This window comes from Streptomyces populi, from assembly GCF_002911015.1.
Lineage (GTDB): Bacteria > Actinomycetota > Actinomycetes > Streptomycetales > Streptomycetaceae > Streptomyces > Streptomyces populi.
On record NZ_KZ626888.1, the window covers coordinates 36,659 to 61,816 of the forward strand.

30 protein-coding genes and 1 pseudogene are annotated in these 25,158 nt (G+C 72.4%); 14 read left to right on the plus strand and 17 right to left on the minus strand.

What is annotated here, in order from left to right:
• The first annotated feature begins 73 nt into the window (after positions 1–73).
• Positions 74–256 carry a DUF6104 family protein gene (locus CW362_RS23955; RefSeq protein WP_005312030.1) on the plus strand — a complete coding sequence of 61 codons (183 nt, stop codon included), beginning with the start codon at positions 74–76 and terminating at the stop codon, positions 254–256.
• 39 nt (positions 257–295) lie between these two features.
• Here CW362_RS23955 and CW362_RS23960 read toward each other — a convergent pair whose 3' ends face one another.
• A complete protein-coding gene (locus CW362_RS23960) occupies positions 296–1,135 on the minus strand; it encodes a hypothetical protein (RefSeq protein WP_103551586.1) in 840 nt (279 codons plus the stop codon).
• Between the two features lie 164 nt (positions 1,136–1,299).
• Between CW362_RS23960 and CW362_RS23965 the strand changes: the two genes are divergently transcribed.
• Positions 1,300–2,289 carry a DUF4097 family beta strand repeat-containing protein gene (locus CW362_RS23965; RefSeq protein ID WP_103551587.1) on the plus strand — a complete coding sequence of 330 codons (990 nt, stop codon included), beginning with the start codon at positions 1,300–1,302 and terminating at the stop codon, positions 2,287–2,289.
• A gap of 1 nt (position 2,290) precedes the next feature.
• On the plus strand, positions 2,291–3,370 hold the full coding sequence (locus CW362_RS23970) for a PadR family transcriptional regulator (RefSeq protein WP_103551588.1): 1,080 nt from the start codon (positions 2,291–2,293) through the stop codon (positions 3,368–3,370).
• A gap of 306 nt (positions 3,371–3,676) precedes the next feature.
• Here CW362_RS23970 and CW362_RS23975 read toward each other — a convergent pair whose 3' ends face one another.
• From CW362_RS23975 to CW362_RS23990, 4 genes are all read right to left on the minus strand, one after another.
• Positions 3,677–4,276 carry a Clp protease N-terminal domain-containing protein gene (locus CW362_RS23975; protein ID WP_103551589.1) on the minus strand — a complete coding sequence of 200 codons (600 nt, stop codon included), beginning with the start codon at positions 4,274–4,276 and terminating at the stop codon, positions 3,677–3,679.
• Positions 4,276–4,485 carry a helix-turn-helix domain-containing protein gene (locus tag CW362_RS23980; RefSeq protein ID WP_010984411.1) on the minus strand — a complete coding sequence of 70 codons (210 nt, stop codon included), beginning with the start codon at positions 4,483–4,485 and terminating at the stop codon, positions 4,276–4,278. The genes CW362_RS23975 and CW362_RS23980 overlap by 1 nt, the downstream gene beginning before the upstream one ends.
• A gap of 193 nt (positions 4,486–4,678) precedes the next feature.
• Positions 4,679–5,644, minus strand: a complete 966-nt coding sequence (locus CW362_RS23985) for a zinc-binding dehydrogenase (protein WP_103551590.1) — start codon at positions 5,642–5,644, stop codon at positions 4,679–4,681.
• Between the two features lie 351 nt (positions 5,645–5,995).
• Positions 5,996–7,219, minus strand: coding sequence for an NAD(P)-dependent malic enzyme (locus CW362_RS23990; protein WP_103551591.1), 1,224 nt, complete (start codon positions 7,217–7,219; stop codon positions 5,996–5,998).
• A gap of 537 nt (positions 7,220–7,756) precedes the next feature.
• Here CW362_RS23990 and CW362_RS24000 point away from each other — a divergent pair.
• Genes CW362_RS24000 through CW362_RS24010 form a run of 3 tightly spaced genes read left to right on the plus strand, consistent with a single transcriptional unit; the run spans position 7,757 to position 10,483 of the window.
• The gene (locus CW362_RS24000) at positions 7,757–8,722 is read left to right on the plus strand and encodes an ABC transporter substrate-binding protein (protein WP_103551592.1); all 966 of its coding nucleotides are present in this window, start codon (positions 7,757–7,759) and stop codon (positions 8,720–8,722) included.
• A gap of 34 nt (positions 8,723–8,756) precedes the next feature.
• Positions 8,757–9,686, plus strand: coding sequence for an amino acid ABC transporter permease (locus CW362_RS24005; RefSeq protein ID WP_103551593.1), 930 nt, complete (start codon positions 8,757–8,759; stop codon positions 9,684–9,686).
• Positions 9,683–10,483 carry an amino acid ABC transporter ATP-binding protein gene (locus CW362_RS24010; RefSeq protein ID WP_103551594.1) on the plus strand — a complete coding sequence of 267 codons (801 nt, stop codon included), beginning with the start codon at positions 9,683–9,685 and terminating at the stop codon, positions 10,481–10,483. The genes CW362_RS24005 and CW362_RS24010 overlap by 4 nt, the downstream gene beginning before the upstream one ends.
• 110 nt (positions 10,484–10,593) lie before the next feature.
• On the opposite strand, the gene CW362_RS24015 is transcribed toward CW362_RS24010, so the two are convergent.
• From CW362_RS24015 to CW362_RS24025, 3 genes are all read right to left on the minus strand, one after another.
• Positions 10,594–11,373, minus strand: coding sequence for a hypothetical protein (locus tag CW362_RS24015; RefSeq protein ID WP_103551595.1), 780 nt, complete (start codon positions 11,371–11,373; stop codon positions 10,594–10,596).
• Positions 11,370–11,858, minus strand: coding sequence for a SigE family RNA polymerase sigma factor (locus tag CW362_RS24020; protein WP_103551596.1), 489 nt, complete (start codon positions 11,856–11,858; stop codon positions 11,370–11,372). Before CW362_RS24020 ends, CW362_RS24015 begins: the two co-directional genes overlap by 4 nt.
• 125 nt (positions 11,859–11,983) lie before the next feature.
• Positions 11,984–12,742 carry a class I SAM-dependent methyltransferase gene (locus CW362_RS24025; RefSeq protein ID WP_103551597.1) on the minus strand — a complete coding sequence of 253 codons (759 nt, stop codon included), beginning with the start codon at positions 12,740–12,742 and terminating at the stop codon, positions 11,984–11,986.
• Between the two features lie 100 nt (positions 12,743–12,842).
• Between CW362_RS24025 and CW362_RS24030 the strand changes: the two genes are divergently transcribed.
• Positions 12,843–13,472 carry a CGNR zinc finger domain-containing protein gene (locus CW362_RS24030; protein WP_103551598.1) on the plus strand — a complete coding sequence of 210 codons (630 nt, stop codon included), beginning with the start codon at positions 12,843–12,845 and terminating at the stop codon, positions 13,470–13,472.
• Here CW362_RS24030 and sodX read toward each other — a convergent pair.
• A complete protein-coding gene (sodX, locus tag CW362_RS24035; protein ID WP_103551599.1) occupies positions 13,376–13,810 on the minus strand; it encodes a nickel-type superoxide dismutase maturation protease in 435 nt (144 codons plus the stop codon). The genes CW362_RS24030 and sodX overlap by 97 nt on opposite strands.
• Before the next feature lie 145 nt (positions 13,811–13,955).
• On the opposite strand from sodX, the gene sodN reads away from it, so the two are divergent.
• Positions 13,956–14,351, plus strand: coding sequence for a superoxide dismutase, Ni (gene sodN / locus CW362_RS24040; protein WP_053662116.1), 396 nt, complete (start codon positions 13,956–13,958; stop codon positions 14,349–14,351).
• A 137-nt stretch (positions 14,352–14,488) separates the two neighbouring features.
• Here sodN and CW362_RS24045 read toward each other — a convergent pair whose 3' ends face one another.
• Positions 14,489–14,686, minus strand: a complete 198-nt coding sequence (locus tag CW362_RS24045) for a hypothetical protein (RefSeq protein WP_037620896.1) — start codon at positions 14,684–14,686, stop codon at positions 14,489–14,491.
• A gap of 482 nt (positions 14,687–15,168) precedes the next feature.
• Here CW362_RS24045 and CW362_RS24050 point away from each other — a divergent pair, with 482 nt between their 5' ends.
• The 6 genes from CW362_RS24050 to CW362_RS24075 all read left to right on the plus strand — a co-directional run bounded on the left by CW362_RS24050 (position 15,169) and on the right by CW362_RS24075 (position 20,346).
• Complete coding sequence (locus CW362_RS24050) at positions 15,169–16,521, plus strand: DUF2254 family protein (RefSeq protein WP_103551600.1); 1,353 nt, start codon at positions 15,169–15,171, stop codon at positions 16,519–16,521.
• A 636-nt stretch (positions 16,522–17,157) separates the two neighbouring features.
• Positions 17,158–17,577, plus strand: a complete 420-nt coding sequence (locus tag CW362_RS24055) for an SHOCT domain-containing protein (RefSeq protein ID WP_103551601.1) — start codon at positions 17,158–17,160, stop codon at positions 17,575–17,577.
• Positions 17,578–17,748: 171 nt separating this feature from the next.
• Complete coding sequence (locus CW362_RS24060; protein WP_103551613.1) at positions 17,749–18,129, plus strand: helix-turn-helix transcriptional regulator; 381 nt, start codon at positions 17,749–17,751, stop codon at positions 18,127–18,129.
• Between the two features lie 54 nt (positions 18,130–18,183).
• Positions 18,184–18,603: a VOC family protein gene (locus CW362_RS24065; RefSeq protein ID WP_103551602.1), complete on the plus strand. Its 420-nt coding sequence runs from the start codon at positions 18,184–18,186 to the stop codon at positions 18,601–18,603.
• A 70-nt stretch (positions 18,604–18,673) separates the two neighbouring features.
• The gene (locus CW362_RS24070; RefSeq protein WP_376453997.1) at positions 18,674–19,558 is read left to right on the plus strand and encodes an ATP-grasp domain-containing protein; all 885 of its coding nucleotides are present in this window, start codon (positions 18,674–18,676) and stop codon (positions 19,556–19,558) included.
• Positions 19,555–20,346 carry a VOC family protein gene (locus CW362_RS24075; RefSeq protein WP_103551603.1) on the plus strand — a complete coding sequence of 264 codons (792 nt, stop codon included), beginning with the start codon at positions 19,555–19,557 and terminating at the stop codon, positions 20,344–20,346. The genes CW362_RS24070 and CW362_RS24075 overlap by 4 nt, the downstream gene beginning before the upstream one ends.
• Positions 20,347–20,373: 27 nt before the next feature.
• Here the strand turns inward: CW362_RS24075 and CW362_RS24080 are convergent, their stop codons facing one another.
• From CW362_RS24080 to CW362_RS24110, 7 genes and pseudogenes are all read right to left on the minus strand, one after another.
• A complete protein-coding gene (locus CW362_RS24080; protein WP_103551615.1) occupies positions 20,374–20,721 on the minus strand; it encodes a DUF952 domain-containing protein in 348 nt (115 codons plus the stop codon).
• 10 nt (positions 20,722–20,731) lie between these two features.
• Complete coding sequence (locus CW362_RS24085; protein ID WP_103551604.1) at positions 20,732–21,958, minus strand: RNA polymerase sigma factor; 1,227 nt, start codon at positions 21,956–21,958, stop codon at positions 20,732–20,734.
• A gap of 5 nt (positions 21,959–21,963) precedes the next feature.
• Complete coding sequence (locus tag CW362_RS24090) at positions 21,964–22,377, minus strand: YciI family protein (RefSeq protein ID WP_103551605.1); 414 nt, start codon at positions 22,375–22,377, stop codon at positions 21,964–21,966.
• A gap of 139 nt (positions 22,378–22,516) precedes the next feature.
• Positions 22,517–22,753 carry a hypothetical protein gene (locus CW362_RS24095; RefSeq protein ID WP_103551606.1) on the minus strand — a complete coding sequence of 79 codons (237 nt, stop codon included), beginning with the start codon at positions 22,751–22,753 and terminating at the stop codon, positions 22,517–22,519.
• Between the two features lie 62 nt (positions 22,754–22,815).
• Complete coding sequence (locus tag CW362_RS24100; RefSeq protein ID WP_103551607.1) at positions 22,816–23,460, minus strand: GNAT family N-acetyltransferase; 645 nt, start codon at positions 23,458–23,460, stop codon at positions 22,816–22,818.
• Between the two features lie 245 nt (positions 23,461–23,705).
• Entirely contained in the window at positions 23,706–24,845 is a 1,140-nt protein-coding gene (locus CW362_RS24105; RefSeq protein ID WP_103551608.1) for a family 2 encapsulin nanocompartment cargo protein polyprenyl transferase, read from the minus strand.
• A gap of 124 nt (positions 24,846–24,969) precedes the next feature.
• Positions 24,970–25,158, minus strand: a pseudogene (locus CW362_RS24110) (Crp/Fnr family transcriptional regulator); the annotation flags it as partial.

The window sequence follows — 25,158 nt, forward strand, 5'->3', positions numbered from 1 at the left end:
CCCCGCGGCGCCCTGGAGCCCGCCTATCCTTTTCCCAGCGTTCCACTTCCCTTTCACCCACGGAGCACCATCCATGTACTTCACCGACCGCGGCATCGAGGAACTTGAGAAGCGGCGCGGCGAGGAAGAGGTCACCTTCGAGTGGCTCGCCGAGCAGTTGCGCACGTTCGTCGACCTCAACCCGGACTTCGAGGTGCCGGTGGAGCGGCTGGCGACCTGGCTGGCCCGGCTGGACGACGAGGACGACGAGGAGTAGGGGCGGGGGCTCCGGACACCGCTCCCGCTCGAGGGCCCGTCAGTCGTAGGCGCGCAGCTGGTCGTACGCCAGGCCCAGGGCGCCGCGGAGCGTCAGGACCGTGCCGGCGGCGATCCAGCCGCCGCTGTGGCGCCGTATCCCCCAGACGGCTACCGGGAGGCCGACGGCCAGCTGGGCCGCGGCGAGGGTGCGCGCCCTGGGGCCGCGCAGCCAGGGCCCGAGACCGCCGCTCTCCACGACGTCGAGTTCGGCGCCCACGGCGGCGCGCCAGCCGTTCCACTCGATCTGCTCGGCGTCCGGTCTGATCCGGACCGCGTCCCGGAGCCGGTCCGCGGGTTCCCCGGGTTCGACCCCGGCCGGGAGGAGCACCCCCGCGCGCGTGAGGACGGCGAGCAGCCCGCTCACGCGCACGCGCGCGTCGGCCACCGGGTCGGGCCGCGTCAGCGGTTCCAGCGACTGCACGTCGAGCACCGGGTCGAGGCCCAGACGGGTGGCGAAGGTGTGCATCGCCTCGTGCTCACCGACCGGGGTGCCGTCCGCCAGCCATTCGTAGCCCACGGTGCGGTGGAAACCCGAGGCCAGGGTGAAGCCGCTGCGGTCGGTGTCCCACCACAGGGCGAGGACGGGCCAGGGCGCGCCGACGGCGAGCGCCGCGGCCCAGCCGGTGAGCACGCGGTCGACGGGTTCCGCGCCGTGCCGCCAGGGTCTGCCCTCGGGGACCAGCACGCTCCAGCCGGGTCCCGCTCCGGCGATCAGCATCCGCTCGCGCAGCAGCCGGGCGGCGGGACCGGCCGACTCGGGGCGGGCCCGGCACAGCAGCAGGGCACCGGGGGCCCGGACCGGGTGGTCGTCCCTGGACGCACCGGAGGCAGTCGACATGGCACCACTTTAGGGCGATTTGCCCACTTCAACGCGCAGCCGATCCCCGAAACGGGTGTCTTGACTTTCCCTATCCGCGATATATCGTGAATAGGGAAGACGCGATATGGCGCGTCGAGTTCGGACCCGCGCGAGGGTCCGGTCCGGTCGAGGAGGTCTGCACCATGTCCGAATGGTCCGTGACGGAGCCGGAGAAGCTCGCCTTCGACGGCCCGGTGCAGACGCTGCACGTACGCATCGTCAACGGAACAGTGAACGTCGTGGGAACCGACGAGGGTTCCGCCCGGCTGGAAGTGTCCGAACTGGACGGCCCCCCGCTCCAGGTGACCCAGGAGGGCGGCACGCTCACGGTGGCCTACGAGGACCTTCCCTGGAAGGGCTTCCTCAAGTGGCTCGACCGCAAGGGCTGGCGCCGTGCGGCCGTGGTCTCGCTGGCCGTGCCGACCGGGACGCACGTCGAGGTGGGCGTGGTCGGCGCCGCCGCCGTGGTCTCGGGGACGGACGGGCGGGTGCAGGTGAAGGGCGTCACCGGCGACACCACGCTCGTCCGCGTCTCCGGTCCCGTGCGCGTGGAGACCGTCTCGGGGAGCCTGGAGGCCCAGGCCGTCACCGGCGACCTCCGCTTCAACTCGGTCTCCGGCGACCTGACCGTCGTCGAGGGCTCCGGCTCCTCCGTGCGGGCCGAGTCGGTGAGCGGTTCGATGATCGTGGACCTCGACGCCACGGGCTCGCCCACCGACGTCCGGCTGTCGAACGTCTCGGGCGAGATCGCCATCCGGCTCCCCCACCCCGCGGACGCCGAGGTGGAGGCCAACACCGCGAGCGGCAGCGTCTCCAGCGCCTTCGAGGACCTGCGGGTCAGCGGTCAGTGGGGCGCCAAGAAGATCACCGGCCGTCTCGGCGCGGGCAACGGCAGACTGAAGGCGGTGACCGTCTCGGGCTCCATCGCCCTGCTGCGCAGGCCCCCGACGGAGGACGAGCCGTACGAGGACGCCCCCGAGCCCCCGGACACGGCCCCCTCGGCCGGCCCGGACACCCCCACGGGCGACGCGACCGACGGCACGACGGACGACACGACGACCGGCGGCACGACGGACGCCGATGCCGCCGAGGACCGGCCGGCCGGCTCCGCGACCGACAGGAAGGTTCTCTGACATGGCCCCCGTCTTCGCCCACGGCCGGCTGCGCCTCTACCTCCTCAAGCTGCTGGACGAGGCCCCGCGCCACGGGTACGAGGTGATCCGCCTCCTGGAGGAGCGCTTCCAGGGGCTGTACGCGCCCTCGGCGGGCACCGTCTACCCCCGGCTGGCGAAGCTGGAGGCCGAGGGACTCGTCACGCACACCTCCGAGGGCGGCCGCAAGGTGTACGCGATCACCGACGCGGGCCGCGCCGAACTGGCCGACCGCAGCGGCGAACTGGCCGATCTGGAGCTGGAGATCCGCGAGTCGGTCGCGGAGCTCGCGGCGGAGATCCGCGCGGACGTCCGGGGTGCGGCCGGTGACCTGCGCCGCGAGATGCGGGCGGCGGCCACGGAGGCGCGCCACGGTCCCTCGGGGGGTGCTCGGTCCAAGCAGCACGACGACCCGGCGGGCGGATTCGGCGGCCTCGACGACTTCCAGGACAGGGAGTCGTGGCGGGCGGCGAAGGAGGAGATGCGGCGCGTCCGTCACGAGTGGAAGGAACAGGCCCGCCGCGCGAAGGACGAGAGCCGCCGCGCCCGTGACGAGGCGCAGCGTGCCCGCCGCCAGGCCAAGGAGGCGCAGGAAAAGGCCCGCGCGCAGGCCCAGGAGGAGATGCAGCGCATGGCCAAGCGCGTCCAGGACCAGGTCCAGGACCACTTCGCGCGCGGGGACTGGCCGACGGGCGTACGAGAAGGACTGACCGAACTGGCCAAGGAGTTCGGCGACTTCGGGAAGAACTTCGGCAAGGACCTGGGGAAGGACCTCGGCAAGGAGTTCGGCTTCGGCCGCACGCCTTCCGGAACGCCCACGGAACCGGAGTACTCGGCCACTCCGGAGGACTTCCCCGCCGAGTACGAGCCCGCATGGGCCCACGAGGACTCCACCGGCAGCCCCGGCCGGGACCTGGACCGTCTGCTGGACCGCTTCCGTGACGACATCCGCGACGCGTCCCGCGACCACGGTGTCACGGAGGACCAGCTCCGTGACATCCGGCGCCACCTGTCGTCGGCGGCGGCCCACATCGGCGCGGCCTTGCGGAGCAGGCGGCCGTAGTCCCGTCGGCGGCCCCCGCTCTCCGGCGCCTCCCGGCCGGGGCCGCCCGGACCCGGCTCCGGACCGGCTCCGGACCGGCTCCGGACCAGCTCCGGACCGGCTCCGGGCTGTCGCCCGCCGCGTCCGGCGGCTCTCGCCGACGTGCGCGACCACCCTCCGCGGAGCTCCCACCGGCCGGGGGAGCCTCGATCGGCTCCCCCGGCTTCTCCCGCCCGGGACCGTTCGGGGCCGGGCGGGCCCCGGGGTCACACACGGCCCCGCCGGCCCGCCCGGCCCCACGGGCCCGGCGCGTTCGCGGCACCCGGCTCAGCCCGCCTCCGCCACACCGTTCTCGCCACCGGCACCGGCACCAGCACCGGTGCCGCCGTACAGCACGCGCGTCACCGACTCGTACGTGACGCCGTGATCGGCCAGCACCTCGGCGGCGACCCCGCCCCGCAAGGTGATCGCCAACAGCAGGTGCTCGTCCCCGATGTGACGGTCCCGCCGGGCGGTGGCGATCCGCAGGGCCCGTACCAGCACGTCCTTCGCCTCCTGTCCGAAGGGCCGACGCCGGCCCCGCCTGCCGTCGCCGCCGCGCCCGCCCGGCTCCAGCACCCCTTCCCCGTGGGCCTCCTCGACCCGGGAGACGATCTCGGACAGGTCGATGCCGAGCCCGGAGAGGGCGTCCGCGTCGGCGCGCGAGAGCCCTCCCCTGCGCCGCGCCTCGGCGAGGTCCCGCTCCAGCGATTCCCGGAACCCGGTCTCCCCCAGCGATGTCAGCGCGAAGGAACCCCGGGTGCCCTCCCGGTCGAGGAGGGCCAGCAGCATGTGCTCCTCCTCGACGGTCCGGGCCCCCACCCGTCCGGAGTGCGTCACCGCGCCCTCGACGACGGCACGCGCGTCCTTCGTGAAGCGTTCGAACATCACTGCCTCCCGTACTTCTTGTGCACGGCCTGCCGGCTCACTCCGAGTTCCGCGGCGATCTCCTGCCACGACCAGCCCTGATTGCGCGCACTGCGCACCTGCACCGCCTCCAGCTGCTCCAGCAGCCTCCGCAGCGCGGAGACCGCCCTCAGCCCGATCCGCGGATCGCGGTCACCCGCGCGCTCGGCAAGATCCGTTGCTTCGGTCATGATGTCAACCTACGTTGACACTTCCTCACTGTCAACCAAAATTGACAAGCGGCGGCGCCCCCGGAGAAGCGGACCCGCCCGGGACAAGGGCCGGACACGCGGAACGGCGGGCCCGGAATCCCGGACCCGCCGCTCGTGGCCGTCACCTCGTGGCCGTCACCTCGTGGCCGTCACCTCGTACTCGTGGACGCCATCAGCTCGCCGTCAGCACGACCTTGCCGAACAGGTCGCCGGACTCCAGCCGCTCGAAGCCCTCGCGGGCCCGGTCGAGCGGCAGCACCTCGTCGATGACGGGCCGCACCCCGGTGGCCGCGCAGAAGGCCAGCAGGTCCTCCAGCTCGTCCTTCGTCCCCATGGTGGAGCCGACCACCTTGAGTTCGAGGAAGAAGATCCGCGTCAGCTCGGCGTGCGAGGGACGGTCGCCGCTGGTGGCGCCCGAGATGACGACGGTTCCACCGGGGCGCAGCGACTTGACCGAGTGGGACCAGGTGGCGGCGCCGACCGTCTCGATGACCGCGTCCACCCGCTGCGGCAGCCGCGCCCCGGACTCCAGCGCCTCGACGGCGCCGAGTTCGATCGCCCGCTTCCGCTTGGCCTCGTCACGGCTGGTGGCGAAGACCCGCAGCCCGGCGGCCTTCCCGAGCACGATCGCGGCGGTCGCCACGCCCCCGCCCGCGCCCTGGACGAGCACCGAGTCGCCGGGGCGCACCCCGGCGTTGGTGAACAGCATGCGGTAGGCCGTCAGCCAGGCGGTCGGCAGACAGGCGGCCTCCTCGAAGGACAGCCCCGCGGGCTTCGGCAGGACGTTCCACGTCGGCACGGAGACCTGCTCGGCGAAGGTGCCCTGGTAGCGCTCGGTGAGGATGGACCGGGGCTCGTCGGGGCCGACCCCGTGCCCGCTCTGGCCGATGACGGAGTGCAGGACGACCTCGTTGCCGTCCTCGTCGATCCCGGCGGCGTCGCAGCCGAGGATCATCGGCAGTTTGTCCTCGGCGAGGCCGACCCCGCGCAGCGACCACAGGTCGTGGTGGTTGAGGGAGGCGGCCCGTACGTTCACGGTGGTCCAGCCCGGCTTCTGTTCGGGGGCCGGACGCTCCCCCAACTCCAGGCCGTTCAGCGGCTGGTCACGGTCGATTCGGGCGGCATAGGCAGCGAACATGACCTTGACGATAGGCTCCGCCCCCGGCCGGGGGAACCGCCTCCGTCTGTGACACGTCCCCCACCGACCGGGTGGCCCCGCGCACAAGACGCCTTCGCCCCCTCCGCCCCTTCCCGCCCCTTCCCGCCCCTGGGGGGCCACGCCCCCGGGCCCCCGCGCCGGCCTGACGGCCTCGTCCTCGCTCGCCGGACGGGCCGGAACTCTCCGGCGCGGGAAATCAGCCCCTCCGGCGATCGAGGAGCGGGGGTCCGGGGCAGCGCCCCCGCCACGGGACGGGAAGGGGCGGAGGGGGCGAAACAAGGGCGGCCCCGCCAGGAGGTCTCCCGGCGGGGCCGTGCAGGACGCATCGCGTCAGCGGCGGGCGACGCCCTCCGCCCGGGCGGCCGCGGCCACCGCGGCCGTCACCGCCGGAGCCACCCGCTCGTCGAACGGCGAGGGGATGACGTAGTCCGCGGCGAGGTCGTCCCCGACGACCGCGGCCAGCGCGTCGGCGGCGGCGATCTTCATGCCCTCGGTGATCCGGGAGGCCCGGACCTGGAGCGCACCGGCGAAGATCCCCGGGAAGGCCAGCACGTTGTTGATCTGGTTCGGGAAGTCCGAGCGGCCGGTCGCGACGACGGCCGCGTACTTGTGGGCGATGTCGGGGTGCACCTCGGGGTTCGGGTTGGCCATCGCGAAGACGAAGGCCCCCTCCGCCATCGAGGCGACCGCCGGCTCCGGCACCGTACCGCCGGAGACGCCGATGAAGACGTCGGCGCCCGCGAGCGCCTCCTCCAGCGAACCGGAGATCCCGGCCCTGTTGGTGATCTCCGCGAGTTCCCGCTTGACGTCCGTCAGGTCGTCCCGGTCCCGCGACACGACGCCCTTGCGGTCGGCGACCGCGACATCGCCGAGGCCCGCCTCCAGCAGGAACTTCGCGATGGCGATACCGGCCGCACCCGCGCCGGAGATCACCGCGCGCAGGTCGCCGAGCGAGCGCCCGGTGAGCCTGGCGGCGTTCCGCAGGGCCGCGAGGGTGACGACCGCGGTCCCGTGCTGGTCGTCGTGGAAGACGGGAATGTCCAGTCGCTCCTGGAGCTTGCGCTCGATCTCGAAGCACCGCGGCGCCGAGATGTCCTCCAGGTTCACGCCCCCGAAGGAGGGAGCGAGCCGGACCACGGTCTCGACGATCTCGTCGACGCCGGTGCACGCGAGCGCGATCGGCACCGCGTCCACACCGCCGAACTGCTTGAACAGGATCGCCTTGCCCTCCATGACGGGGAGCGAGGCCTCCGGGCCGATGTCACCGAGCCCGAGCACTGCCGTCCCGTCGGTCACCACGGCGACCACGGACGACTTCCACGTGTAGTCGTGGACGAGTTCCGGCTGCTCGGCGATCGCGCTGCACACCTTCGCGACGCCGGGCGTGTAAGCCAGGGACAGGTCGTCCTTGTCACGGACGGGCACGGTGGCCTGCACGGCCATCTTGCCGCCGCGGTGCAGCGCGAAAGCCGGGTCGAAGGAATCGAGGGGCTCCGCCCCGTCTTCCTGATCCGTACTGCTGCCGCTGCAAGGATTGACGATCTCCGCTGCCACTTTGTTTACCCCTTAAGTCTTCAATATCGAGGGTGGCCACTCCTGGTTGAGGGGTGGGCGGGCACCGCGCAGGCCCTGCCGCTGTGGTTGCGTACGGGCCGCTGCGCGACGGGCGCGCCGCACACGCGCCCTGAGCCCCGGATGAGGGGTGTAAAGAACCTTCTTACCGGACGGACGGCGTCGAGGACGAGTCCATAGAACCAAGATCACATGGCGGTGAGATGACTCATGCCCCGATCCATTGACACTTCCGGACATGTCCTCGTTCGTTCACGAGTGCCGCGTAGCGGTCTTCCGCGGGTCGCGGTGGACCGGAGATCTTCCGGCCGGAAGGGAGGATTCCCGCACATGATCCGGCCGAGAGGTACTGCCGGGTAGCGCTTCGGGGGTCACCCGTTATCCGATTTTGACATAGCGGTCACCATGAATCTCGCCGTCCGAATGGCAAGATGCCGTCATTACACGAGGTCGCGACACTCGAAGGTGTGTGTTTCCGTCGACCTATCGGCTACTCCCTGATCCGCCGGAGGAACCCTCATGACCGCACGCACCACCCGTCGTACGAAGGCCGCTCAGTCCCGGATAGCAGCGGTCGGTGCGATCGCGGTCGCCGGCGCCCTGATCCTCACCGGTTGCGGTGACCAGACGGACAAGAGCAGCGGCACCAGCGACTCGGACACGGCCTCGGCCGCCGCCCCGCTCGCCGACAAGCTCCCCGCCGACATCAAGAAGGCGGGCGTCGTCAAGATCGGCTCCGACATCGCCTACCCGCCGGTCGAGTACATGGAGAGCGGCAAGGCCGTCGGTATCGACCCGGACATCGCGGACGCCCTCGGCAAGCAGCTGGGCGTCAAGTTCGAGTTCCAGAACGGCAAGTTCGACCAGCTCATCGTCGGTCTGCAGTCCAAGCGCTTCAACGCGGTCATGTCGGCGATGAGCGACACCAAGGACCGCCAGAACGGCATCGACTCGGACACCGGCAAGAAGGCCGGCAACGGCATCGACTTCGTCGACTACTTCACCGCCGGCACCTCGATCCTCGTCCAGAAGGGCAACCCCAAGGGCGTCAAGTCCCTGGACGACCTGTGCGGCCAGGTGGTGGCGCTGCAGAAGGGCACCACCTCCGAGGGCATCGCCAAGGCCCAGAGCGAGAAGTGCAAGAAGGACGGCAAGAAGGGCATCACGCTCCAGACCTTCGACACCGACCCCGAGGCGCTGCTCCGTCTGAAGCAGGGCGCGTCCGTCGCCGACCTGAACGACTTCCCGGTCGCGGCCTACAACGCCAAGACCTCGGGCGGCGGCAAGGACTTCGAGGTCACCGGAGAGCAGATCGAGGCCGGCCCGTACGGCATCGGTGTCGCCAAGGAGAGCACCCAGCTGCGGGACGCGATCCAGGCGGCCATGAACGAGATCATCAAGAACGGCGACTACGCCAAGATCCTGGAGAAGTGGAACGTCAAGGACGGCGCGGTGACCGAGGCCAAGATCAACGGCGGCTCCTGACCCCTGCCTGACGCAACACTGAAGGGCAGTCATCGTGACTGACACTGTCGACAAGATTCCGGCGTCGTCCGTGCCGCCGGAGCAGATCAAGGCCATCCCGGTGCGCCACTACGGCCGCTGGGTGGCCGGGGTCCTGGTCATCGCGGTTCTGGCGCTGATCGTTCTCGCGTTCTCCAACGCGAACATCAACTACAGCATCATCCCGGACTACCTCACGGACGCGACCATCCTGTCCGGCGTCTGGCACACGCTGTACATCTCCGTGCTCGCGATGCTGCTGGGACTCGTGCTGGGCGTGATCCTCGCGGTCATGCGGATGTCCTCGAACCCGGTGACGAGCACCGTGTCGTGGCTGTACATCTGGTTCTTCCGCGGCACTCCGGTGCTGGTGCAGCTGCTCCTCTGGTACAACATCGCGCTCGTGTTCCCCGTCCTCAACCTGGGGTTCTACAAGGACGAGATGAACCAGGTGATGACGCCGTTCCTGGCGGCTCTGCTCGGACTCGGCCTCAACGAGGCCGCGTACATGTCGGAGATCGTCCGGGCCGGCATCCAGTCCGTCGACCTGGGGCAGACGGAGGCGTCGCACGCGCTCGGCATGACCCAGGGCAAGACGCTGCGCCGGGTGATCCTCCCGCAGGCGATGCGCGTGATCGTGCCGCCCACGGGCAACGAGTTCATCAACATGCTCAAGACCTCGTCGCTCGCCTACGCGGTCCAGTTCAACGAGACGATCAAGGCGGCCACCGACATCTCCAGCACCTCGCTGGCGGTCGTGGAGATGTACTTCGTCGCGTCGATCTGGTACCTGATCCTGACCAGCATCTTCAGCGTCTTCCAGTACTACCTGGAGCGCCGCTACGCCCGCGGTTCGTCGCGCACCCTGCCGCCGACCCCGCTACAGCGCCTGAAGAAGAACCTCCGCCTGTTCGGTTCCTTCCGCCGCCCGGAGGTGGCCCGATGACCAGTCTCAGCAAGGACATCACCGCGAGCACGAGCGGCCGTCCGATGGTCAAGGCCGAGGGGGTGCACAAGTCCTTCGGGCTCGCGCACATCCTCAAGGGCATCGACCTGGAGGTGAACCCGCGCGAGGTGTTCTGCCTGATCGGTCCGTCGGGCTCCGGCAAGTCGACCTTCCTGCGGTGCATCAACCACCTGGAGAAGATCAGCGCCGGACGCCTGTACGTCGACGGCGACCTGGTGGGGTACCGCCAGAAGGGCGACAAGCTCTACGAGCTGAAGGAGCGCGAGGTGGCCGCCCAGCGGCGGGACATCGGCATGGTGTTCCAGCGCTTCAACCTCTTCCCGCACATGACGGCGGTGGAGAACGTCATGGAGGCACCCGTACAGGTCAAGGGCGAGACCAAGGCCGTCGCCCGCGAGCGTGCGGAGCGACTGCTGGACCGGGTGGGCCTCGGTGACCGCAAGGGCCACTACCCCGCCCAGCTCTCCGGCGGCCAGCAGCAGCGCGTGGCCATCGCCCGCGCGCTGGCGATGCAGCCCAAGCTGATGCTCTTCGACGAGCCGACCTCGGCTCTCGACCCGGAGCTCGTCGGCGAGGTCCTCGACGTCATGCGGGACCTCGCGGAGGACGGCATGACGATGATCGTCGTCACGCACGAGATGGGCTTCGCCCGTGAGGTCGGCGACAACCTCGTCTTCATGGACGGCGGTGTGGTCGTCGAGTCCGGCAACCCGCGCGACGTCCTGACGAACCCGCAGCACGAGCGGACGCAGGCGTTCCTGTCCAAGGTCCTCTGACCGGAACACCGGCGCTCCCGGGCGCAGGAACAAGGGGCGGTACGGGTCTCCCGTACCGCCCCTTCCCCGTGCTCCCCCGTTCCCTCGCCCCCGCTCTCAGGCCCTTCCCGCTACTTCAGCAGTGCCGGGTTCTGGATCAGCTTCGTGAGCTGGGCCCGGGTCAGGGGCGGGGTCTTGAGCAGGGGGCCGAGCTGCCCCTTGCCCTGGAAACCGGTGCTGGCCCGGACCGTGAGGTAGCGGCCGTCCTTCAGCCGGAGCCCGGCCTCGAACTCCCGGCCCCCGGCCGGAATCGGGTGCAGGGCGGGGTCGGTCGGCGGTGTCTCCCAGACACCCAGGAGGCTGCCGTCGGACAGCTTCTGCGTGGTGCAGCCGATACTCCCGTCCTTGGGGGAGTCCTGGCAGGGGTTCCGCAGGCCCCCGCCGCCCGTCTTCGCGTCGGCCGCCGGGCGAGGGGTGAGGTGGACGCTGATGTAGCCGACCCCGTCGGGCCGGCCGACGGCGTAGTCACCGTCGTACGGGCCGAAGAACTTGGGCTGCTTCGCCTTCGGCGCCTGCTTGAACAGGCGCAGCAGCGAGATCTCGCTGATCTTCCCGGTCCCCGGGGGGAGCAGCTTCGCGAACTTGCCCGCCTTGGTGGTGTACTCGCCCGCGGTGGGCGTGCTCGCCACGCTCGCGCCGTGCCCCGTGCTGTCCAGCACGCCGGGTCCGAGGACCAGGCCGGCCGCGACGGCGGCCGCGGCGACACCGGTCGCCGCCGTGCGCCGCCGCCACCGCACCCGCGAGGCCTTCGCGAACACGGTCTCGCTGCCCCGGCTCCCGGGCATCTGGACCTCGTCCACCACCCGTCCGAGCAGTTCCCTGACGTACTCCGTCTCCGCTTCCTGATTCATGCGTACTCCTCCCGCACCGCGGCCCTCAGTGCCGCGAGTCCCCTGGCCGTGTGGCTCTTGACCGTGCTCTCGCGCATCCCGAGCACCTGGGCCGTGGCGGCCACGCTCAGGTCCTCCCAGTAGCGCAGGACGAGCACGGCCCGCTGCTTCGGCGCGAGTCCCGCGAGCGCGGCCCGCACCATGAGTCCGGTGTCGCTGTCGACCTGCCGCCCCGCCACGTCCGGCACCTCGCCGTACGCGTGCTCGCGCCGCCAGAACCGGCGGCGGGCGGAGATGAAGGTGTTGACCAGCGTCTTGCGCGCGTAGGCCTCGAGACTTTCGAGGCGTCCGTGCCGCCGCGCGCCGAGGACGACCTTCACCAGCGTCGTCTGCACGAGGTCCTCCGCCTCGTCGCGATTGCCGCAGAGCAGATAGGCACTGCGGAACAGTGCCGGTCGTCTGCCCTCCACGAAAGCGTGCAGAGCGGCTTCCTCGCCGCGCGTCATCCCGCCCCCTTCCCGGCCCGCGCCCGCGGACCGTCTCACCCTTCCAGTGCGGCGGGAGGCGCCGCGGGACGCAGCGGAGGCGGTACGGATTTTCCGTACCGCCTCCGACCGGTCCCCCGCGCGGGCTACTTGACCGCGAGCACCAGCGCGTCCGAGGGGGAGCGCCACACCGCCCGGGCCTCGCCGAAGCCCTGTTCGCGCAGCACGCGCGCGTGCCAGTCGGCGGAGGGCGTGTCGCCGTCGGCGTGCTCGCCGTAGATCTCGAAGCGGCGGGCGGTGGGTCCGGCGAGGACGGGGTCCTGGGCGGCCACCTTCCACCAGTCGGCCCAGTCGAGGGCGCCGTCCTCCTTGGCCCGGTCCCTGCGGGCGCGCCGCTGGGCGCTCTCGGCGGCGTCGATCCGGGGTGTCGTCTCGTCGGGCATGTGGTCGGCGTTCATGAACACACCGCCCTCGCGCACGAGTTCGGCGATCTGGCCGTAGAGGGTGGTGAGGGGCTCGCTGTGCAGCCAGTGCAGGGCCGTGGCGGTCAGGACGGCGTCGTAGGTGTCGTACGGCAGCCCGGCGCGCCAGTGCGGGTCCTTGAGGTCGGCCGTGACGAGGGTGACCCGGTCGTCGCCGGCGAAGGTGCCCCCGGCGATCGTGAGGAGGGCGGGGTCGAGGTCGACGCCCGTGCTGGTGGCCCCGGGGAGGCGGGCGAGCAGCCGGGCGGTGATGGTGCCGGTGCCGCAGGCGAGGTCGAGGACGCGGGGCTCGGGTCCGACGAGCGCCTCGGTCATGTCGAGCATCACCCGGAAGCGGTCCTCACGGTCCGGCATGTACCACTCCTGCTGCCGGTCCCAGCTCTGCTGCCAGGCACGCCAGTCGGTTCCGGTGCCGATGGCCATGAAAGCCCCTCCTCCAGTCGACCACGTAATACCCTGTAAGGGCGATCATCTGTTACCTGACCACCGCCACGACGATAGAGCGCCTCCGTAAGGACTACAAGTGGAACTGGCCTATTACTCGGATTACGCCGTCCGTCTCGTCAACACCGAGGAACCGGCCCGGGGCAAGGACTCGCTGACCTCGGTCGAGGCCGTCCGCGACCTGTTCGGGGGCAACTCCTCGGCGGCCCGCCGCGCCACGGAGGCGGACGTCACCCGCTTCCGCTCGGTACGGGGACGGCTGCGCGCGGTCTTCGAGGCGGCGGCCGGCGGTGAGGAGACCCTCGCCGTGGACCTGCTGAACTCCCTGCTCCTGGAATTCCCGGTGAGCCCGCAGATCTCGGGGCACGACCACCGGGACGACGACGGCCGCCCGCTGTGGCACATGCACCTGGCGGATCACCCGTCGAACGCGACCGCGGGCTACGCGGCGATCGCGGCGATGGGCCTCGCCTTCCATCTGACCGAGTACGGCGTGGACCGCCTCGGCCTGTGCGAGGCCGCGCCGTGCCGCAACGCCTATCTGGACACCTCGACCAACCGCTCCCGGCGCTACTGCTCGGACCGCTGCGCGACCCGCGCCAACGTCGCGGCCTACCGCGCGCGCAAGCGCCTGGAGGCGGAGCGGGCGGGGAGCACCGGCCTGGCGGCCACCAGCGCCCAGCGGACGACGGCGAACGGCGAGCGCTGACCCGCCTTCGGCGGCCGGAAACGGAACCTCACCTTCCCGAGGACGAGTTCCTCGGGAACGGTTCCGTAGTCGGTGCTGTCCCCGCCCGCGAACGCGTTGTCCCCGAGCACCCACCAGCCGCCCTCGCGCCGCTCGGCGATCCGCTTCACGACGAGCAGGTCCTGCTGGAACGGGTGCCGCAGGACGACGACGTCGCCCGGCCTCACCCTCGCCCCCCAGTGGACGACGAGCCGATCCCCGTGCTGGAGCGTGGGCACCATCGAAGGGCCCGTCACCTCCGCCGCCCCGAACGGCAGCAGGGCCTTCCCCCGCTCGGTCTCCTGCGACAGCTCCGGCATCAACGGCACCTCCCCGGTCCTATCCTCCACCAGTCCCAGTTTCACCCCGGACTTTTGCCCTAAGCCCATGGGGGCACCCGCGAAATACCCTCTCCCACGGAGTAATGTCCCACCTGAGAAGACGATCACGAGGAAGGACAGCTCAATGCTCTCCCGCCTGTTTGCCCCCAAGGTCAAGGTCAGCGCGCACTGCGACCTGCCCTGCGGCGTGTACGACCCGGCCCAGGCCCGCATCGAGGCGGAGTCGGTCAAGGCCGTCCAGGACAAGATGGCCGGCAACGACGACCCGCACTTCCAGGCTCGCGCCACCGTCATCAAGGAGCAGCGCGCCGAGCTCGCCAAGCACCACGTGTCGGTGCTCTGGAGCGACTACTTCAAGCCCCCGCACTTCGAGAAGTACCCGGAGCTGCACCAGCTGGTGAACGACACCCTCAAGGCCCTCTCGGCCGCGAAGGCGTCCACCGACCCGGCGACGGGCCAGAAGGCGCTGGACTACATCGCCCAGATCGACAAGATCTTCTGGGAGACCAAGAAGGCCTGATCCCCGGCCGGACCGCCCGACCCCGGTTTCGCGGGTCGCGCCGCCCTCCTGTCCGCACCCGGTCCGCGGGTCGCCGTTCCCGGCGTCCCGACGGTCCGGGTGCGTACTGCTTTCCGGGGGCGACCGGCGCGCCCCGGTCACACGGGCAACTGGCGCATCTCGATCACACGCAGGCCCAGTGCCTGGAACCGGGTGAGCAGTCCGTACAGATGGGCGTCGTCGATCACGGTGCCGAAGAACAGGGTCTGCTCTTTCGTACGAACCCTGTCGAGTTCGGCGAAGGCCGAGGCGAGCGTGTCCGAAACAATGCCGGCGATGCGGAATTCGTAGCGCATACGAGCACTTCCCTCGGGGCCGGGGCGCGGGGTCCGCTGTGATGCCCTGCCATCGTCGGCCGCGCGCGCCGATGTGACATCCCCCGGTGCGGGCGACCCCCCGCCCACCTCGGAACACTCCCGCTCGCACCCTCGCCACTCCACCTTCCACCCATGCCCCGGCGCCGCGCCCTCCGGACGCGGAAAAAGGCCGGAAAATCCGGGCACCGCGCCGGCGGGTGAGACGGCGGGGCTCACCTTCGACGGGTGAGGGGCCGGGTGCCCGACCCGGCGGGTGACGTGACGGCCGCGTGGGCGGCGAGCGGTGACGCGGGGCCGCGCACACGCACGCGGTGCCACGGGGTCGCCCGGCACCGGACGGTGGCGTCGGGGGTGACGCCGGGGGCGTCTGCGAGCGGTGATGCGGGGGGACGCCCGTGCGGCGAACCTTGAGGGGCGGGTCCGCGTTCCGCCGGCCCCGGGACCGCCCCGGAGGATGTCCGATGAACGTTCTCGCGGCAGTCGGCCGGAACGCCTCCGTCCGCACCGGCCGCGCCGCGTTCCGCCGCCGGAGACGGCTTCGCGCGGGCCTCCTCCAGCTGGTGTCCGTCGGCGTCGGGCTGGGCCTCGGCCTGGCGGTCCCGGAGATCGGCCGCGGCCCCGTGCTGCCGTCCCGCCAGGTGGCCGAGCTGCTGCTCGCGACCGGATTCGGGGTGCTCGGCGCGGCCACCGTCATCTTCTCCGTGCTGTTCCTGGTGGTGCAGTGGGCGGCCACCACCTTCACCCCCCGGCTCACCCTGTTCCGGGACGCGCCGATCGTGTGGCGGACCTTCGCCTTCGTCGTCGGGCTGACCGTCTTCTGCGCCACCGCGGCCCTGACCCTCGCCGGCCGGGACGAGGTCTCGGTGATCGTGCCGGTCGGCGCGGGCGTCCTGCTGCTCCTGCTGCTGGCGCTGCTGCGCAGCCTTCTGCTCCAGGCCGTCGCCGCGATCCAGCTGGCCCCGGTGCTGCTCTCCGTCTCCGAACGGGGCCGGAGAGGCCTCGACCTCCTCTGCGCGGGCGGCACGGGAAGGGGCGAGGACCCCGGGGGTCCGGCGGGCCCGGGACATCCGGCCGGCCGGGGCCGGCCGCGGTCGACGGTCGGCTGGACGGGAGCCGGCACGGTGCTGCAACGCGTGGACACGGACCGGCTGGCGGCTGCCGCGCGGGCGGCGGACGCGGTCGTCGTCCTGCGGGTGAGCCCCGGCGCCGCCCTGCGCCACGGCACCACCGTCGCCGAGGTGTACGACGGCGAACTGCCCGCCTCCGCCGTCCTGCGCACCCTGGAGACCGGCGCCGAACGGGTCTTCGACCAGGACCCCGGGCTCGCGTTCCGGCTGCTCGCCGACATCGCGCTCAGGGCGCTGTCCCCGGCGGTCAACGACCCCGCCACGGCGGTACAGGCGGTGGACGCCATGGAGGACCTGCTGCTCCGCCCGGCCCCGGCGCGGGCCCGGGAGCGCGAGGTCGCCGACCGGGCGGGCACCGTGCGCGTCGTCGTCCCGCAGCCCGGCCGGGAGGACTTCCTGCGGACCGCGCTCGACGACGTGATCCCGGCCGCCCGGAACTCCCCGATGGTCCTCATCCGCCTCCGCGCACTGCTGGAGAACCTGCGCGGCACGGGCCACGGCCGCGCCGACGGGCCGATCGGCAGGCGTCTGGCCTGGGTGGACGACGAACTCGACACCCGTTTCCCCCGGCTGCGGGAGACCCTCGCGGAGGAACGCGCGGAGGGCGGGGAACGCGCGGAGGGCGATGCGGGCCGCGCGGAGGGCGATGCGGGCCGGGCGGGCGAGGAGCACCCGGACGGCGGGTGAAGGGGCGGTGAGGGCCCGCGGGGGCCGGACCGGTCCCCGCCCGGGACCCCGTACCGACGGGTCCGCGAGCTCACCCGCGGAGGGTGATCCGGCGGGGCGGGGGGTGACCGCACTCTGGAGCCGGAGCAAGACGTCACGCGTCAGAGAGGGCACCGCTCATGGCCTGCATCCAGCGGCAGACCCGGCCCGTGCCGGGTGTGCCGTGCCCCGGGCCCGTCCGCCACGGCCCGGAGGACCCCGAACGGTCCTTCGCGTCACCGCGGCTCCCCGGACCCCCGCGGCGCACGCCGTCGACGCGGCCACTGCCGCCCCCTCACGGCGCACCGAACGTCGTACCGATCACGCCGAACGCACCCGACGGCGTCGTCACGGCCCGTCCCGTGTGTCCGGGGGGTCCCGCTCGCCCCCCGCCTTCGAGCGTCTGTCCGTCGGCGGACACCACGGCACCGTCCCCGTCCGCCCCACCACCGCGCTCTGCGCACTGACCCGCCAGGCCCTCGCGACCGGCCGCCACCCCACGCCGGCCGGGCCCGGCGGAATCCCCGAGATCGCGACCCGGCGCCCGGCGACAGTTCGATCCGCCCGACACCAAGGCAACGCTCGCGGAGATGTCGCACAACCGACAGGAGTTCGACCATGAACGGCTCGACGGTCAATCTGGCAGCGGACTACCCCCTGCTGCAGGTCTTCTGGACCACGATGTGGTTCTTCCTCTGGATCCTCTGGTTCATGCTGCTGTTCCGCGTCATCGGGGACATCTTCCGCGACGACGACCTGAACGGCTGGGGCAAGGCGGGCTGGTGCGTCTTCGTCGTCATCCTGCCCTTCCTGGGCATCTTCGTGTACCTCATCGCGCGGGGCCGCAGCATGGGCGAGCGCGAGATGCGGCGCATGCAGAAGAGCCAGGAGGACATGAACGCCTACATCCGTGAGACCGCCGGAACCAGTTCCACCGGCAAGGCCGACGAACTGGCGAAGCTCGCGGACCTCAAGACCCACGGCCACATCACGGCCGAGGAGTTCGAGAGGGCCAAGGCCAAGGTCCTCGCCGCCTGACGGACACGGTCCCGGCCGCCCGACGGCACGGACACCCCCGCGCACGAAGACCACCGCCGTCCCCCGGGCCAGTGATCCCCCGGGGGACGGCGGGCCGTGTGCCATCCTGGGGACGTGGCGATTCCCCGACCGCTCGACGACCTGGTCCGGCTGCGGCAGGCGCGCGACCGGATGAACCGCGAGTACGCGGAGCCGTGGGACATGGCCACGCTCGCGCGCACCGCGCTGATGTCTCCCGGACACTTCCAGCGCAGCTTCCGGGAGGCGTTCGGCGAGACGCCGTACACCTATCTGATGACCCGCCGGATCGAGCGCGCGAAGGCGCTGCTGCGGCGCGGCGACATGACGGTGACCGAGGTGTGCTTCGCGGTGGGCTGCACCTCGCTCGGTTCGTTCAGCTCGCGGTTCACGGAGCTGGTGGGCGAGACCCCGAGCGCGTACCGGGCCCGCCCGCACGACCACGGCGCGCCCATCCCCTCCTGCGTGGCCCGTCGGCTCACCCGCCCGGCCCGTCACCCCAACCCGGAGGCGGAACCGGGCACGCGGCTCTAGGGCCTGTCGCCCACGGAACGGCGGGGGCGGCCTCGATGGGCCTAGGTTGGACGCATGGATCTGAAACTGTCCCAGTGCTTCATCTCCGTCGACGACCACGACAAGGCGCTCGCCTTCTACCGTGACGTGCTGGGCCTGGAGGTCCGGGGTGACGTCGGGTTCGAGGGGATGCGGTGGGTCACCGTCGGATCGCCGCTCCAGCCGGACGTGGAGATCGTCCTGGAACCCCCGGCTGCGGACCCGGACGCCTCTCCCGCGGACAGACTGGCCATGGCCCAACTGCTGGCCAAGGGGATGCTGCGCGGGGTGATCTTCTCGACGACCGACTGCGACGAACTCTTCGAGCGGGTCCGCGCCTCGGGCGCCGACGTCGTCCAGGAGCCCGAGGACCAGCCGTACGGCCTGCGGGACTGCGCGTTCCGCGACCCGGCGGGCAACCTCCTGCGCTTCACCCAGAAGCGCCCCGCCGGCTGACCGGGACGCCGGGGGCGGCGGGAGGGCGGGAGCACCCGGGAGGGACACTGGGTCCGTGTGCCGCGCGGGCATGATCCGCCCGCGCGACGAACCGTCCGAACGTTTCGAGGAGCCGTCCGTGCCGTCCGCGCGCCCCCGCGTCCTGTTCGTCAGCGACCTGGCCTATCCGGCCAAGGGGCGGCGGTACTGCGACGAGGACATCGCCCTGACCTCGCGGCTGCGCGAGGAGTTCGACATCGCCGTCTGCCACCCGCTGGACGCGGCCGCGCTGATGACCGGCTTCGACGCCGTGGTCGTGCGCAACAGCGGGCCGGTCCTGCACCACCAGGCCGCCTACGACGCGTTCCGCGAACGGGCGCTCGCCGAGGGGGTCCGCGTCTACAACCAGCTCTCCGGCAAGGGGGACATGGCCGGCAAGGGCTACCTGCCGGAACTGACCGCGGCCGGGTTCCCCGTCATCCCGACCGTCGACCGCGCCGAGGACCTGCACCTGCTGCCCGAGGCCGACACGTACGTGGTGAAGCCGAGGCAGGGGGCGGACTCCATCGGCCTGGAGTTCGTGCCGCGCGAGCGGCTCGCCGGGCTGGTGTTCGGCGACGTCCTCGTCCAGCCGCGTATCGAGTTCCGCTACGAGGTGTCGTTCTACTTCGTCGACCGGACCCTGCAGTACGCCCTGTACGCGCCCGACCCGGAGCGGCGGTGGGCCCTGGAGCCCTACGAACCGACCGACGAGGACCGGGAGTTCGCGCGGCGGTTCGTGGAATGGAACGACATCACGTACGGCATCCAGCGTGTGGACGCCTGCCGGGCCCCCGGCGGCGAACTGCTCCTCGTCGAGCTGGAGGACCTCAACCCCTATCTGTCCCTGGACGTCCTCTCCCCCGAGGCCCGGGACTCCTTCGTCGCGCGGATGAAGACGTCGCTGCGCGCCCTGATCGCACAGGAGACGGTGTGAACCGCGGCGGCGCTCCGGCGGAGGACACCCCGCCGGTCACGGGTCCGGCCGTCCGGTGGACCCACGTCTTCGTCGACCGGCCCGCGGCCGGTCTCGGGACCGCTCTCGATTTCTGGACGGCGGTCACCGGCACGAAGCTGTCCGGACGCCGGGGCGAACGGGGCGAGTTCGTCACGCTGCTGCCCGCCGGGGGCGACGCGTACGTGAAGGCGCAGGGCGTCGAGGAGGGCCCCGGGGGCGCGCACCTCTGCCTGTCCGTGGAGGACGTGCCGGCACTGGTGGAGCGGGCGCTGCGGCTGGGCGCCGGACTCGTCACGGACCACGGGGAGTGGGCCGTGCTGCGCTCTCCCGGCGGCCAGCCGTTCTGCGCGGTGCCCTGGAACGGTCAGTCCGCGCGGCCGCCGGTCACCGAGGGACCGGACGGGACGACGAGCCGGCTCGACCAGGTGAGCATCGACCTGGCTCCGGGCGTGTTCGAGGCCGAGACCGTCTTCTGGGGCGAGCTCACGGGGTGGGAGTCCCTCCCCGGGGCGCTCCCGGAGTTCCATCTGATCAGGCCGCCCGCCGGGCTGCCGGTGCGCATCCTGCTGCAACGCCTCGGCACCGAACGCCCCACCTCGGCCCATCTGGACCTCGCCTGCTCGGACGTCGAGGCGGTCCGGGTCCGGCACGAGGCCCTCGGGGCGACGACGGTCGGCCGGGGTGCGCGCTGGACGGTGATGCGGGACCCCGTCGGCGGCGTCTACTGCCTGACCGGCCGCGATCCCGCCACGGGCAGCCTGCCGTAGCCGCGGATCGCGGTACGCCCCTCGTGGTCAGGCCCGGTCCGCCCCGCCCCGGTCCCAGACCTCCACGTCCACGACGGCGTCCACCGCGATCGGTCCGTAGACGTGCGGGAACTCCTCCCCGCCGGGCTCCATGGCCTCGAAGCGGACCGGCGCGGTGAGCCGTTCGGCGTCGATCACGAGGACCACGAGTTCGTCGGGGCCGGTGTAGGAGCCGTACACCATGGCGGCCACAGCGGGGAGTTGGCGGCGCAGCGAGCAGTGGATGAAGCCCTCCTCCTGGAGGGTCCGGCCGCGGGTGGAGATCTCGAAGGTGCCCGACACGCGGGCCGCGTCCCACAGGGAACGCTCGGTCAGATGCAGCAGAGGTTCGGACATGCGGACCACGCTAAGCACGCAGGCGGGCCGCCCGCACCTCCAAATAGCGGCGCTCGGGCAGGCTGAGGGTCCTGGCCGCCGCCGACGCGTAGGCGGCCCGGGCCGCGTCCGGGTCGCCCGCGCGCTCCAGCAGATGGCCCCGGACCGCGTCCAGCCGGTACCCGGCGGCCGACTCGCCCTCCAGCAGGTCGAGTTCGGCGAGGGCGGCGCGCGGATCGTGCACCATGGCCACGGCGACCGCGCGGTTGAGGCGCTCGACGGGACCCGGGACCTGGCGCACGAGGAGGTCGTACAGGCCGAGGATCTCGGTCCAGTCCGTCGCCTCCGGCGAGGGCGCCTCGTCGTGGACCGCGGCGATCGCGGCCCGGAGCGCGTAGGGACCCGCCGGTCCCAGCGCCAGCGCCCCGGTCACCAGCGCCACGCCCTCCTCGACCGCCGCCCCGTCCCAGCGGGTGCGGTCCTGTTCGTCGAGGGGGACGAGTTCTCCGTGCGGCCCGGTCCGCGCGGCGCGCCGGGCGTCGGTGAGCAGCATCAGCGCGAGCAGGCCGGTCACCTCGCCGTCCCCGGGCAGCAGCTCCCGGACCGTGCGCGTCAACCGGATGGCCTCGCGGGCGAGTTCGGCGCGCCGGAGCGTCGTGCCGGAGGTCGCCGTGTAGCCCTCGTTGAAGATCAGGTAGAGGGTGTGCAGGACGGCGGGCAGCCGTCGCTCCCAGTGGTCGGGGCGGGCGAGTCCGACGCCGCGTACCCGCTGCTTGGCCCGGCTGATCCGCTGCGCCATGGTCGCCTCGGGCACCAGGTACGCCCGCGCGATCTCCGCCGTGGTCAGACCTCCCACCGCGCGCAGGGTGAGGGCGATCTGCGCGGCCGGGGACAGCGCGGGATGGCAGCACAGGAAGAGCAGGGAGAGGGTGTCGTCCTGGGACGGGGCGCGGTCCGCTCCCGGCGGCGGCGCCGTGAAGGCGTCCCGCGGGGTCAGCGCCGCGGCCTTCTCCTCCCGCAGCCGCCGCGCCTCCTCGGCGCGCAGGATGTCGACGAGCCGCCGCGAGGCGACCTTGATCAGCCAGCCGCGCGGGTTGTCCGGCACGCCCTTCGCCGGCCACTGCCCGGCGGCCGCGAGCAGCGCCTCCTGCGTGGCGTCCTCGGCCGCGTCGAAGTGCCCGTAGCGGCGGACGAGCGCGCCGAGGACCTGCGGCGCGTGGCGGCGCAGCAGGTCCTCGACCTCGGTCGTGGCCCTCATCCCGTTCAGAGGTCCCCGGCACCGTCCTGGACGGGCCGGATGACCACCGGGTGCCCGGTGGCGCCCTCGGGACCCGGGCAGCGGGTGACGCGCTCGGCGATCTCGGTGACCCGCTCCAGGCTCGCGCAGTCGACCACCCAGTAGCCGGCCATCAGTTCCTTGGTCTCGCTGTACGGGCCGTCGGTGATCACCGCCTTGCCGTCCGGGCCCAGGGACACCTGACGGGCCCGCGCGGGGTCGGTCAGCCCCTGGGCGTCGACCAGCTCGCCGGATTCGGAGAGGTCGTCGCCGATCGCGCCCATGTAGGCGTACATGGCTTGCAGTTCCTGTTCGCTCCAGGCCGGCGCCTGCGCGGACGCCTTGCCCCGCATGCCCTCGTAGTCGGCCTGGGTGCCCTGCACCATCACCAGGTACTTCATGAGTCCGCTCCTTCGGCTTCCTCGGCTCGGACCGCCCGTGGCGGGCGGCTCTCACTGGGGACGTCGGAGCCGGCCCGCGTTTCTCTACACGTCCTCGCGCGTCTCTTCCCCGTCCTCGCGCGGCGGCTTCCGGTGCGCGTCAGGTCTTCTCCGCCGCGGCCTCCTCCGGCAGACCGTGCCCCTCCCGCCGGTCCTGCCCGTGCCCTTGTCCGGGCCCGTGCTCTTGTCCGGGCTCGTACGTGTAGGCCGCGCAGTCCGGGTTGTGGCAGGGGCCGGGGCCCCATCTGGGCGCCCACACACCCAGGGTCTTGTAGCGGTGCACGGCCGTGGCGACCGGCTGCCCGCATTCGGGACAAGCGTGCTCATCGGTGCCCATGCCTTCAGGGTAGGACGGCGGTCCCGTCGCTTCCTGTCGTACGTCCCGGACGGGCCCCGGGCCTACGCCCGTCCGTCCGGGCGCGGCTCGCGCCACATCGGCCACATCCGCGGACCGTCCGGCAGGTCGAGGGGGCGGCCCGAGAGCTCGAAGCCGAGCCGCTCGTACAGCGCGCGGCTGCGGGCGTTGCTCGCCTCCAGATAGGCGGCCAGGCCCTCGCGGTCGCAGCGGTCGAGGACCGACCCGATCAGCGCGCCGCCGAGGCCCTCGCCCTGGCGCCCCGGCACCACCCCGATCATCCACAGGTACGCGTGGGCCCGCCCCTCGGGGTGGATGTCCGCCGTCAGCCGGCCGATCAGCTCGACGCGTTCGTTGTCCGGGTCGACGGCCGCGCGCAGCTGCGCGGGACCGTCCTCGTCCGCCCGGCCGGAGTCGCCGTCCCCCTCGCCGCCGCTCTCGCCGTCGTGGTCCCCGGCGGGGACGGACAGCCACAGGGCGCACGCCGAACCGTCCTCGGCCAGGTCTATGCGCCCCTCGGCGAGCACGACGTCGGTGAAGGCCGCCATCAGTCCGGGGTGCTTCGCACGCCGGTGCGCCGGGTCCGGGAAGACCCAGTTGCTCACCGGATCGTCCTGGAAGGCCTCGTCCAGCAGCCGGACGACCAGCTCCCGGTCCGCCTCGCCCGCCACCCGGATCGCCACACCCATGACCAGCCCCGCCCTTCGCTCCAACCAGCGTCTGCCGTACGGCGGTTGAGCCTATTACGCCCGGCGCCGGCCCACCTCCCGCCGGGGTGTCCCGAGGACGGCCGCGAGAACGCGGGCCCCGCACGCCGTGGGGACGCGCGGGGCCCGCCCTCCGGAGCCGGGCACCGCACGGCCGTCAGGTGCCGTGCGGCGCCCGGGGCTCCGGGGCTCCGGGGCTCCGGGTGCCGACCCGCCCGCCGGGGCGGTCAGTCGCTGCGGCGCGTGACGAACTCGGCCAGTGCGAGAAGGCCGCCCGCCGCCTCGGGGTCGGGGACCGCGCGGGACAGTTCGTGCATCGCCCGGGACATCCGGTCGGCCGCCTGGACCTGCGCCCAGTCGCGCCCGCCCGCCCGCTCGACCGCCAGTGCCGTTCGCTCCAGCTCCCCTTCCCGGAACGGAGCCGCGTACAACTCGGCCAGCTCGTCGGCCGCCGGGGTGCCCGAGGTGAGGGCGGCGACCACGGGCAGCGACTTCTTCCGGGCGGCGAGATCCGCCCCGGCGGGTTTGCCGGTGCGGCCCGGATCCCCCCAGATCCCGATCACGTCGTCGATCAGCTGGAAGGCGAGCCCCGCCTCCCGGCCGAACGCGTCGAGCGCCTCGACGCGCCCGGCGTCCGCCCCCGCGTACAGCCCGCCGATGGCGCAGGCGCTGCCGATCAGGGCTCCCGTCTTCGCCTCGGCCGTGGCGAGGCACTCGTCGAGGGTGATCTCGTCCGGGCCGAGCTTCTCCATGGCCGTGTCCGTGTGCTGTCCGGCGCACAGTTCGACGACGCAGCCCGCGAGCCGCGCGGCGGCCGCCGAGGACGCGGGGTGCGGGTCCTCGGCGAGCATCCGCAGGGCCAGCGCCTGTAGCGCGTCCCCGGCGAGGATCGCGTCGGCGTCGCCGAACACGGTCCACGCGGTGGGTCGGTGTCTGCGGGTGGTGTCCCGGTCCATCACGTCGTCGTGCAGCAGTGTGAAGTTGTGGATCAGTTCCACCGCGGCGGCGGCCCGTACGGCCGCCGCGTGCCGTCCGCCGAGTGCCTGGACCGCGCTCAGCACGAGCGCGGGCCGGACGGCCTTGCCCGCGTTCCCCGCCCCGGGAGTGCCGTCCGCCTGCTCCCAGCCGAAGTGGTACAGCGCGATCCGGCGCATGGAGCCCGGCAGCGAGTCGACGGCCCGGCGCAGTTCGGGGTCGACGCACGCCCGTGTCCGCTCCAGGACGACCGCGGCCTCCTGCGCGTCGGGCGGGCCCGGCGCGGCCTGTTCCTCCACGGGTCTCCCGGCGGGCCCCTGCCGGTCCGCGGTCCCCGACCGGCGCCGTCCGCCGGGAATCCCGGCCGGCCCCTGCCGCGTCCGGGTCGTCATGCCCTCCCCCGTTCGACCGCACCGGAACGCCGGTCGCCGGTGGCGTCCGGGAGACCGCCCGCGCGCGCCTGTCGTGGTCCCGCCTCCCGGGGCGGGACCACGAGGGGCCCGGCGTCGCGGATCGTCACCGCCAGCGGCCGATCTCGACGTTCTCCAGGATGCCGAGGGCGTCCGGCACGAGCACCGCGGCCGAGTAGTAAGCCGTCACCAGGTAGGAGATGATCGCCTGCTCGTTGATGCCCATGAAGCGCACCGACAGGCTCGGCTCGATCTCGTCCGGGATGCCCGACTGCTGGAGCCCGATCACCCCTTG

Excerpts from the sequence above, each read along its gene's own strand:
- CW362_RS23955 (WP_005312030.1), top strand. The coding sequence starts at position 74 with ATGTACTTCACCGACCGCGGCATCGAGGAACTTGAGAAGCGGCGCGGC.
- CW362_RS23960 (WP_103551586.1), bottom strand. The coding sequence starts at position 1,135 with ATGTCGACTGCCTCCGGTGCGTCCAGGGACGACCACCCGGTCCGGGCC.
- CW362_RS23965 (WP_103551587.1), top strand. The coding sequence starts at position 1,300 with ATGTCCGAATGGTCCGTGACGGAGCCGGAGAAGCTCGCCTTCGACGGC.
- CW362_RS23970 (WP_103551588.1), top strand. The coding sequence starts at position 2,291 with ATGGCCCCCGTCTTCGCCCACGGCCGGCTGCGCCTCTACCTCCTCAAG.
- CW362_RS23975 (WP_103551589.1), bottom strand. The coding sequence starts at position 4,276 with ATGTTCGAACGCTTCACGAAGGACGCGCGTGCCGTCGTCGAGGGCGCG.
- CW362_RS23980 (WP_010984411.1), bottom strand. The coding sequence starts at position 4,485 with ATGACCGAAGCAACGGATCTTGCCGAGCGCGCGGGTGACCGCGATCCG.
- CW362_RS23985 (WP_103551590.1), bottom strand. The coding sequence starts at position 5,644 with ATGTTCGCTGCCTATGCCGCCCGAATCGACCGTGACCAGCCGCTGAAC.
- CW362_RS24000 (WP_103551592.1), top strand. The coding sequence starts at position 7,757 with ATGACCGCACGCACCACCCGTCGTACGAAGGCCGCTCAGTCCCGGATA.
- CW362_RS24010 (WP_103551594.1), top strand. The coding sequence starts at position 9,683 with ATGACCAGTCTCAGCAAGGACATCACCGCGAGCACGAGCGGCCGTCCG.
- CW362_RS24015 (WP_103551595.1), bottom strand. The coding sequence starts at position 11,373 with ATGAATCAGGAAGCGGAGACGGAGTACGTCAGGGAACTGCTCGGACGG.
- CW362_RS24020 (WP_103551596.1), bottom strand. The coding sequence starts at position 11,858 with ATGACGCGCGGCGAGGAAGCCGCTCTGCACGCTTTCGTGGAGGGCAGA.
- CW362_RS24025 (WP_103551597.1), bottom strand. The coding sequence starts at position 12,742 with ATGGCCATCGGCACCGGAACCGACTGGCGTGCCTGGCAGCAGAGCTGG.
- sodX (WP_103551599.1), bottom strand. The coding sequence starts at position 13,810 with ATGCCGGAGCTGTCGCAGGAGACCGAGCGGGGGAAGGCCCTGCTGCCG.
- sodN (WP_053662116.1), top strand. The coding sequence starts at position 13,956 with ATGCTCTCCCGCCTGTTTGCCCCCAAGGTCAAGGTCAGCGCGCACTGC.
- CW362_RS24045 (WP_037620896.1), bottom strand. The coding sequence starts at position 14,686 with ATGCGCTACGAATTCCGCATCGCCGGCATTGTTTCGGACACGCTCGCC.
- CW362_RS24050 (WP_103551600.1), top strand. The coding sequence starts at position 15,169 with ATGAACGTTCTCGCGGCAGTCGGCCGGAACGCCTCCGTCCGCACCGGC.
- CW362_RS24055 (WP_103551601.1), top strand. The coding sequence starts at position 17,158 with ATGAACGGCTCGACGGTCAATCTGGCAGCGGACTACCCCCTGCTGCAG.
- CW362_RS24060 (WP_103551613.1), top strand. The coding sequence starts at position 17,749 with ATGAACCGCGAGTACGCGGAGCCGTGGGACATGGCCACGCTCGCGCGC.
- CW362_RS24065 (WP_103551602.1), top strand. The coding sequence starts at position 18,184 with ATGGATCTGAAACTGTCCCAGTGCTTCATCTCCGTCGACGACCACGAC.
- CW362_RS24070 (WP_376453997.1), top strand. The coding sequence starts at position 18,674 with ATGATCCGCCCGCGCGACGAACCGTCCGAACGTTTCGAGGAGCCGTCC.
- CW362_RS24080 (WP_103551615.1), bottom strand. The coding sequence starts at position 20,721 with ATGTCCGAACCTCTGCTGCATCTGACCGAGCGTTCCCTGTGGGACGCG.
- CW362_RS24085 (WP_103551604.1), bottom strand. The coding sequence starts at position 21,958 with ATGAGGGCCACGACCGAGGTCGAGGACCTGCTGCGCCGCCACGCGCCG.
- CW362_RS24090 (WP_103551605.1), bottom strand. The coding sequence starts at position 22,377 with ATGAAGTACCTGGTGATGGTGCAGGGCACCCAGGCCGACTACGAGGGC.
- CW362_RS24095 (WP_103551606.1), bottom strand. The coding sequence starts at position 22,753 with ATGGGCACCGATGAGCACGCTTGTCCCGAATGCGGGCAGCCGGTCGCC.
- CW362_RS24100 (WP_103551607.1), bottom strand. The coding sequence starts at position 23,460 with ATGGGTGTGGCGATCCGGGTGGCGGGCGAGGCGGACCGGGAGCTGGTC.
- CW362_RS24105 (WP_103551608.1), bottom strand. The coding sequence starts at position 24,845 with ATGACGACCCGGACGCGGCAGGGGCCGGCCGGGATTCCCGGCGGACGG.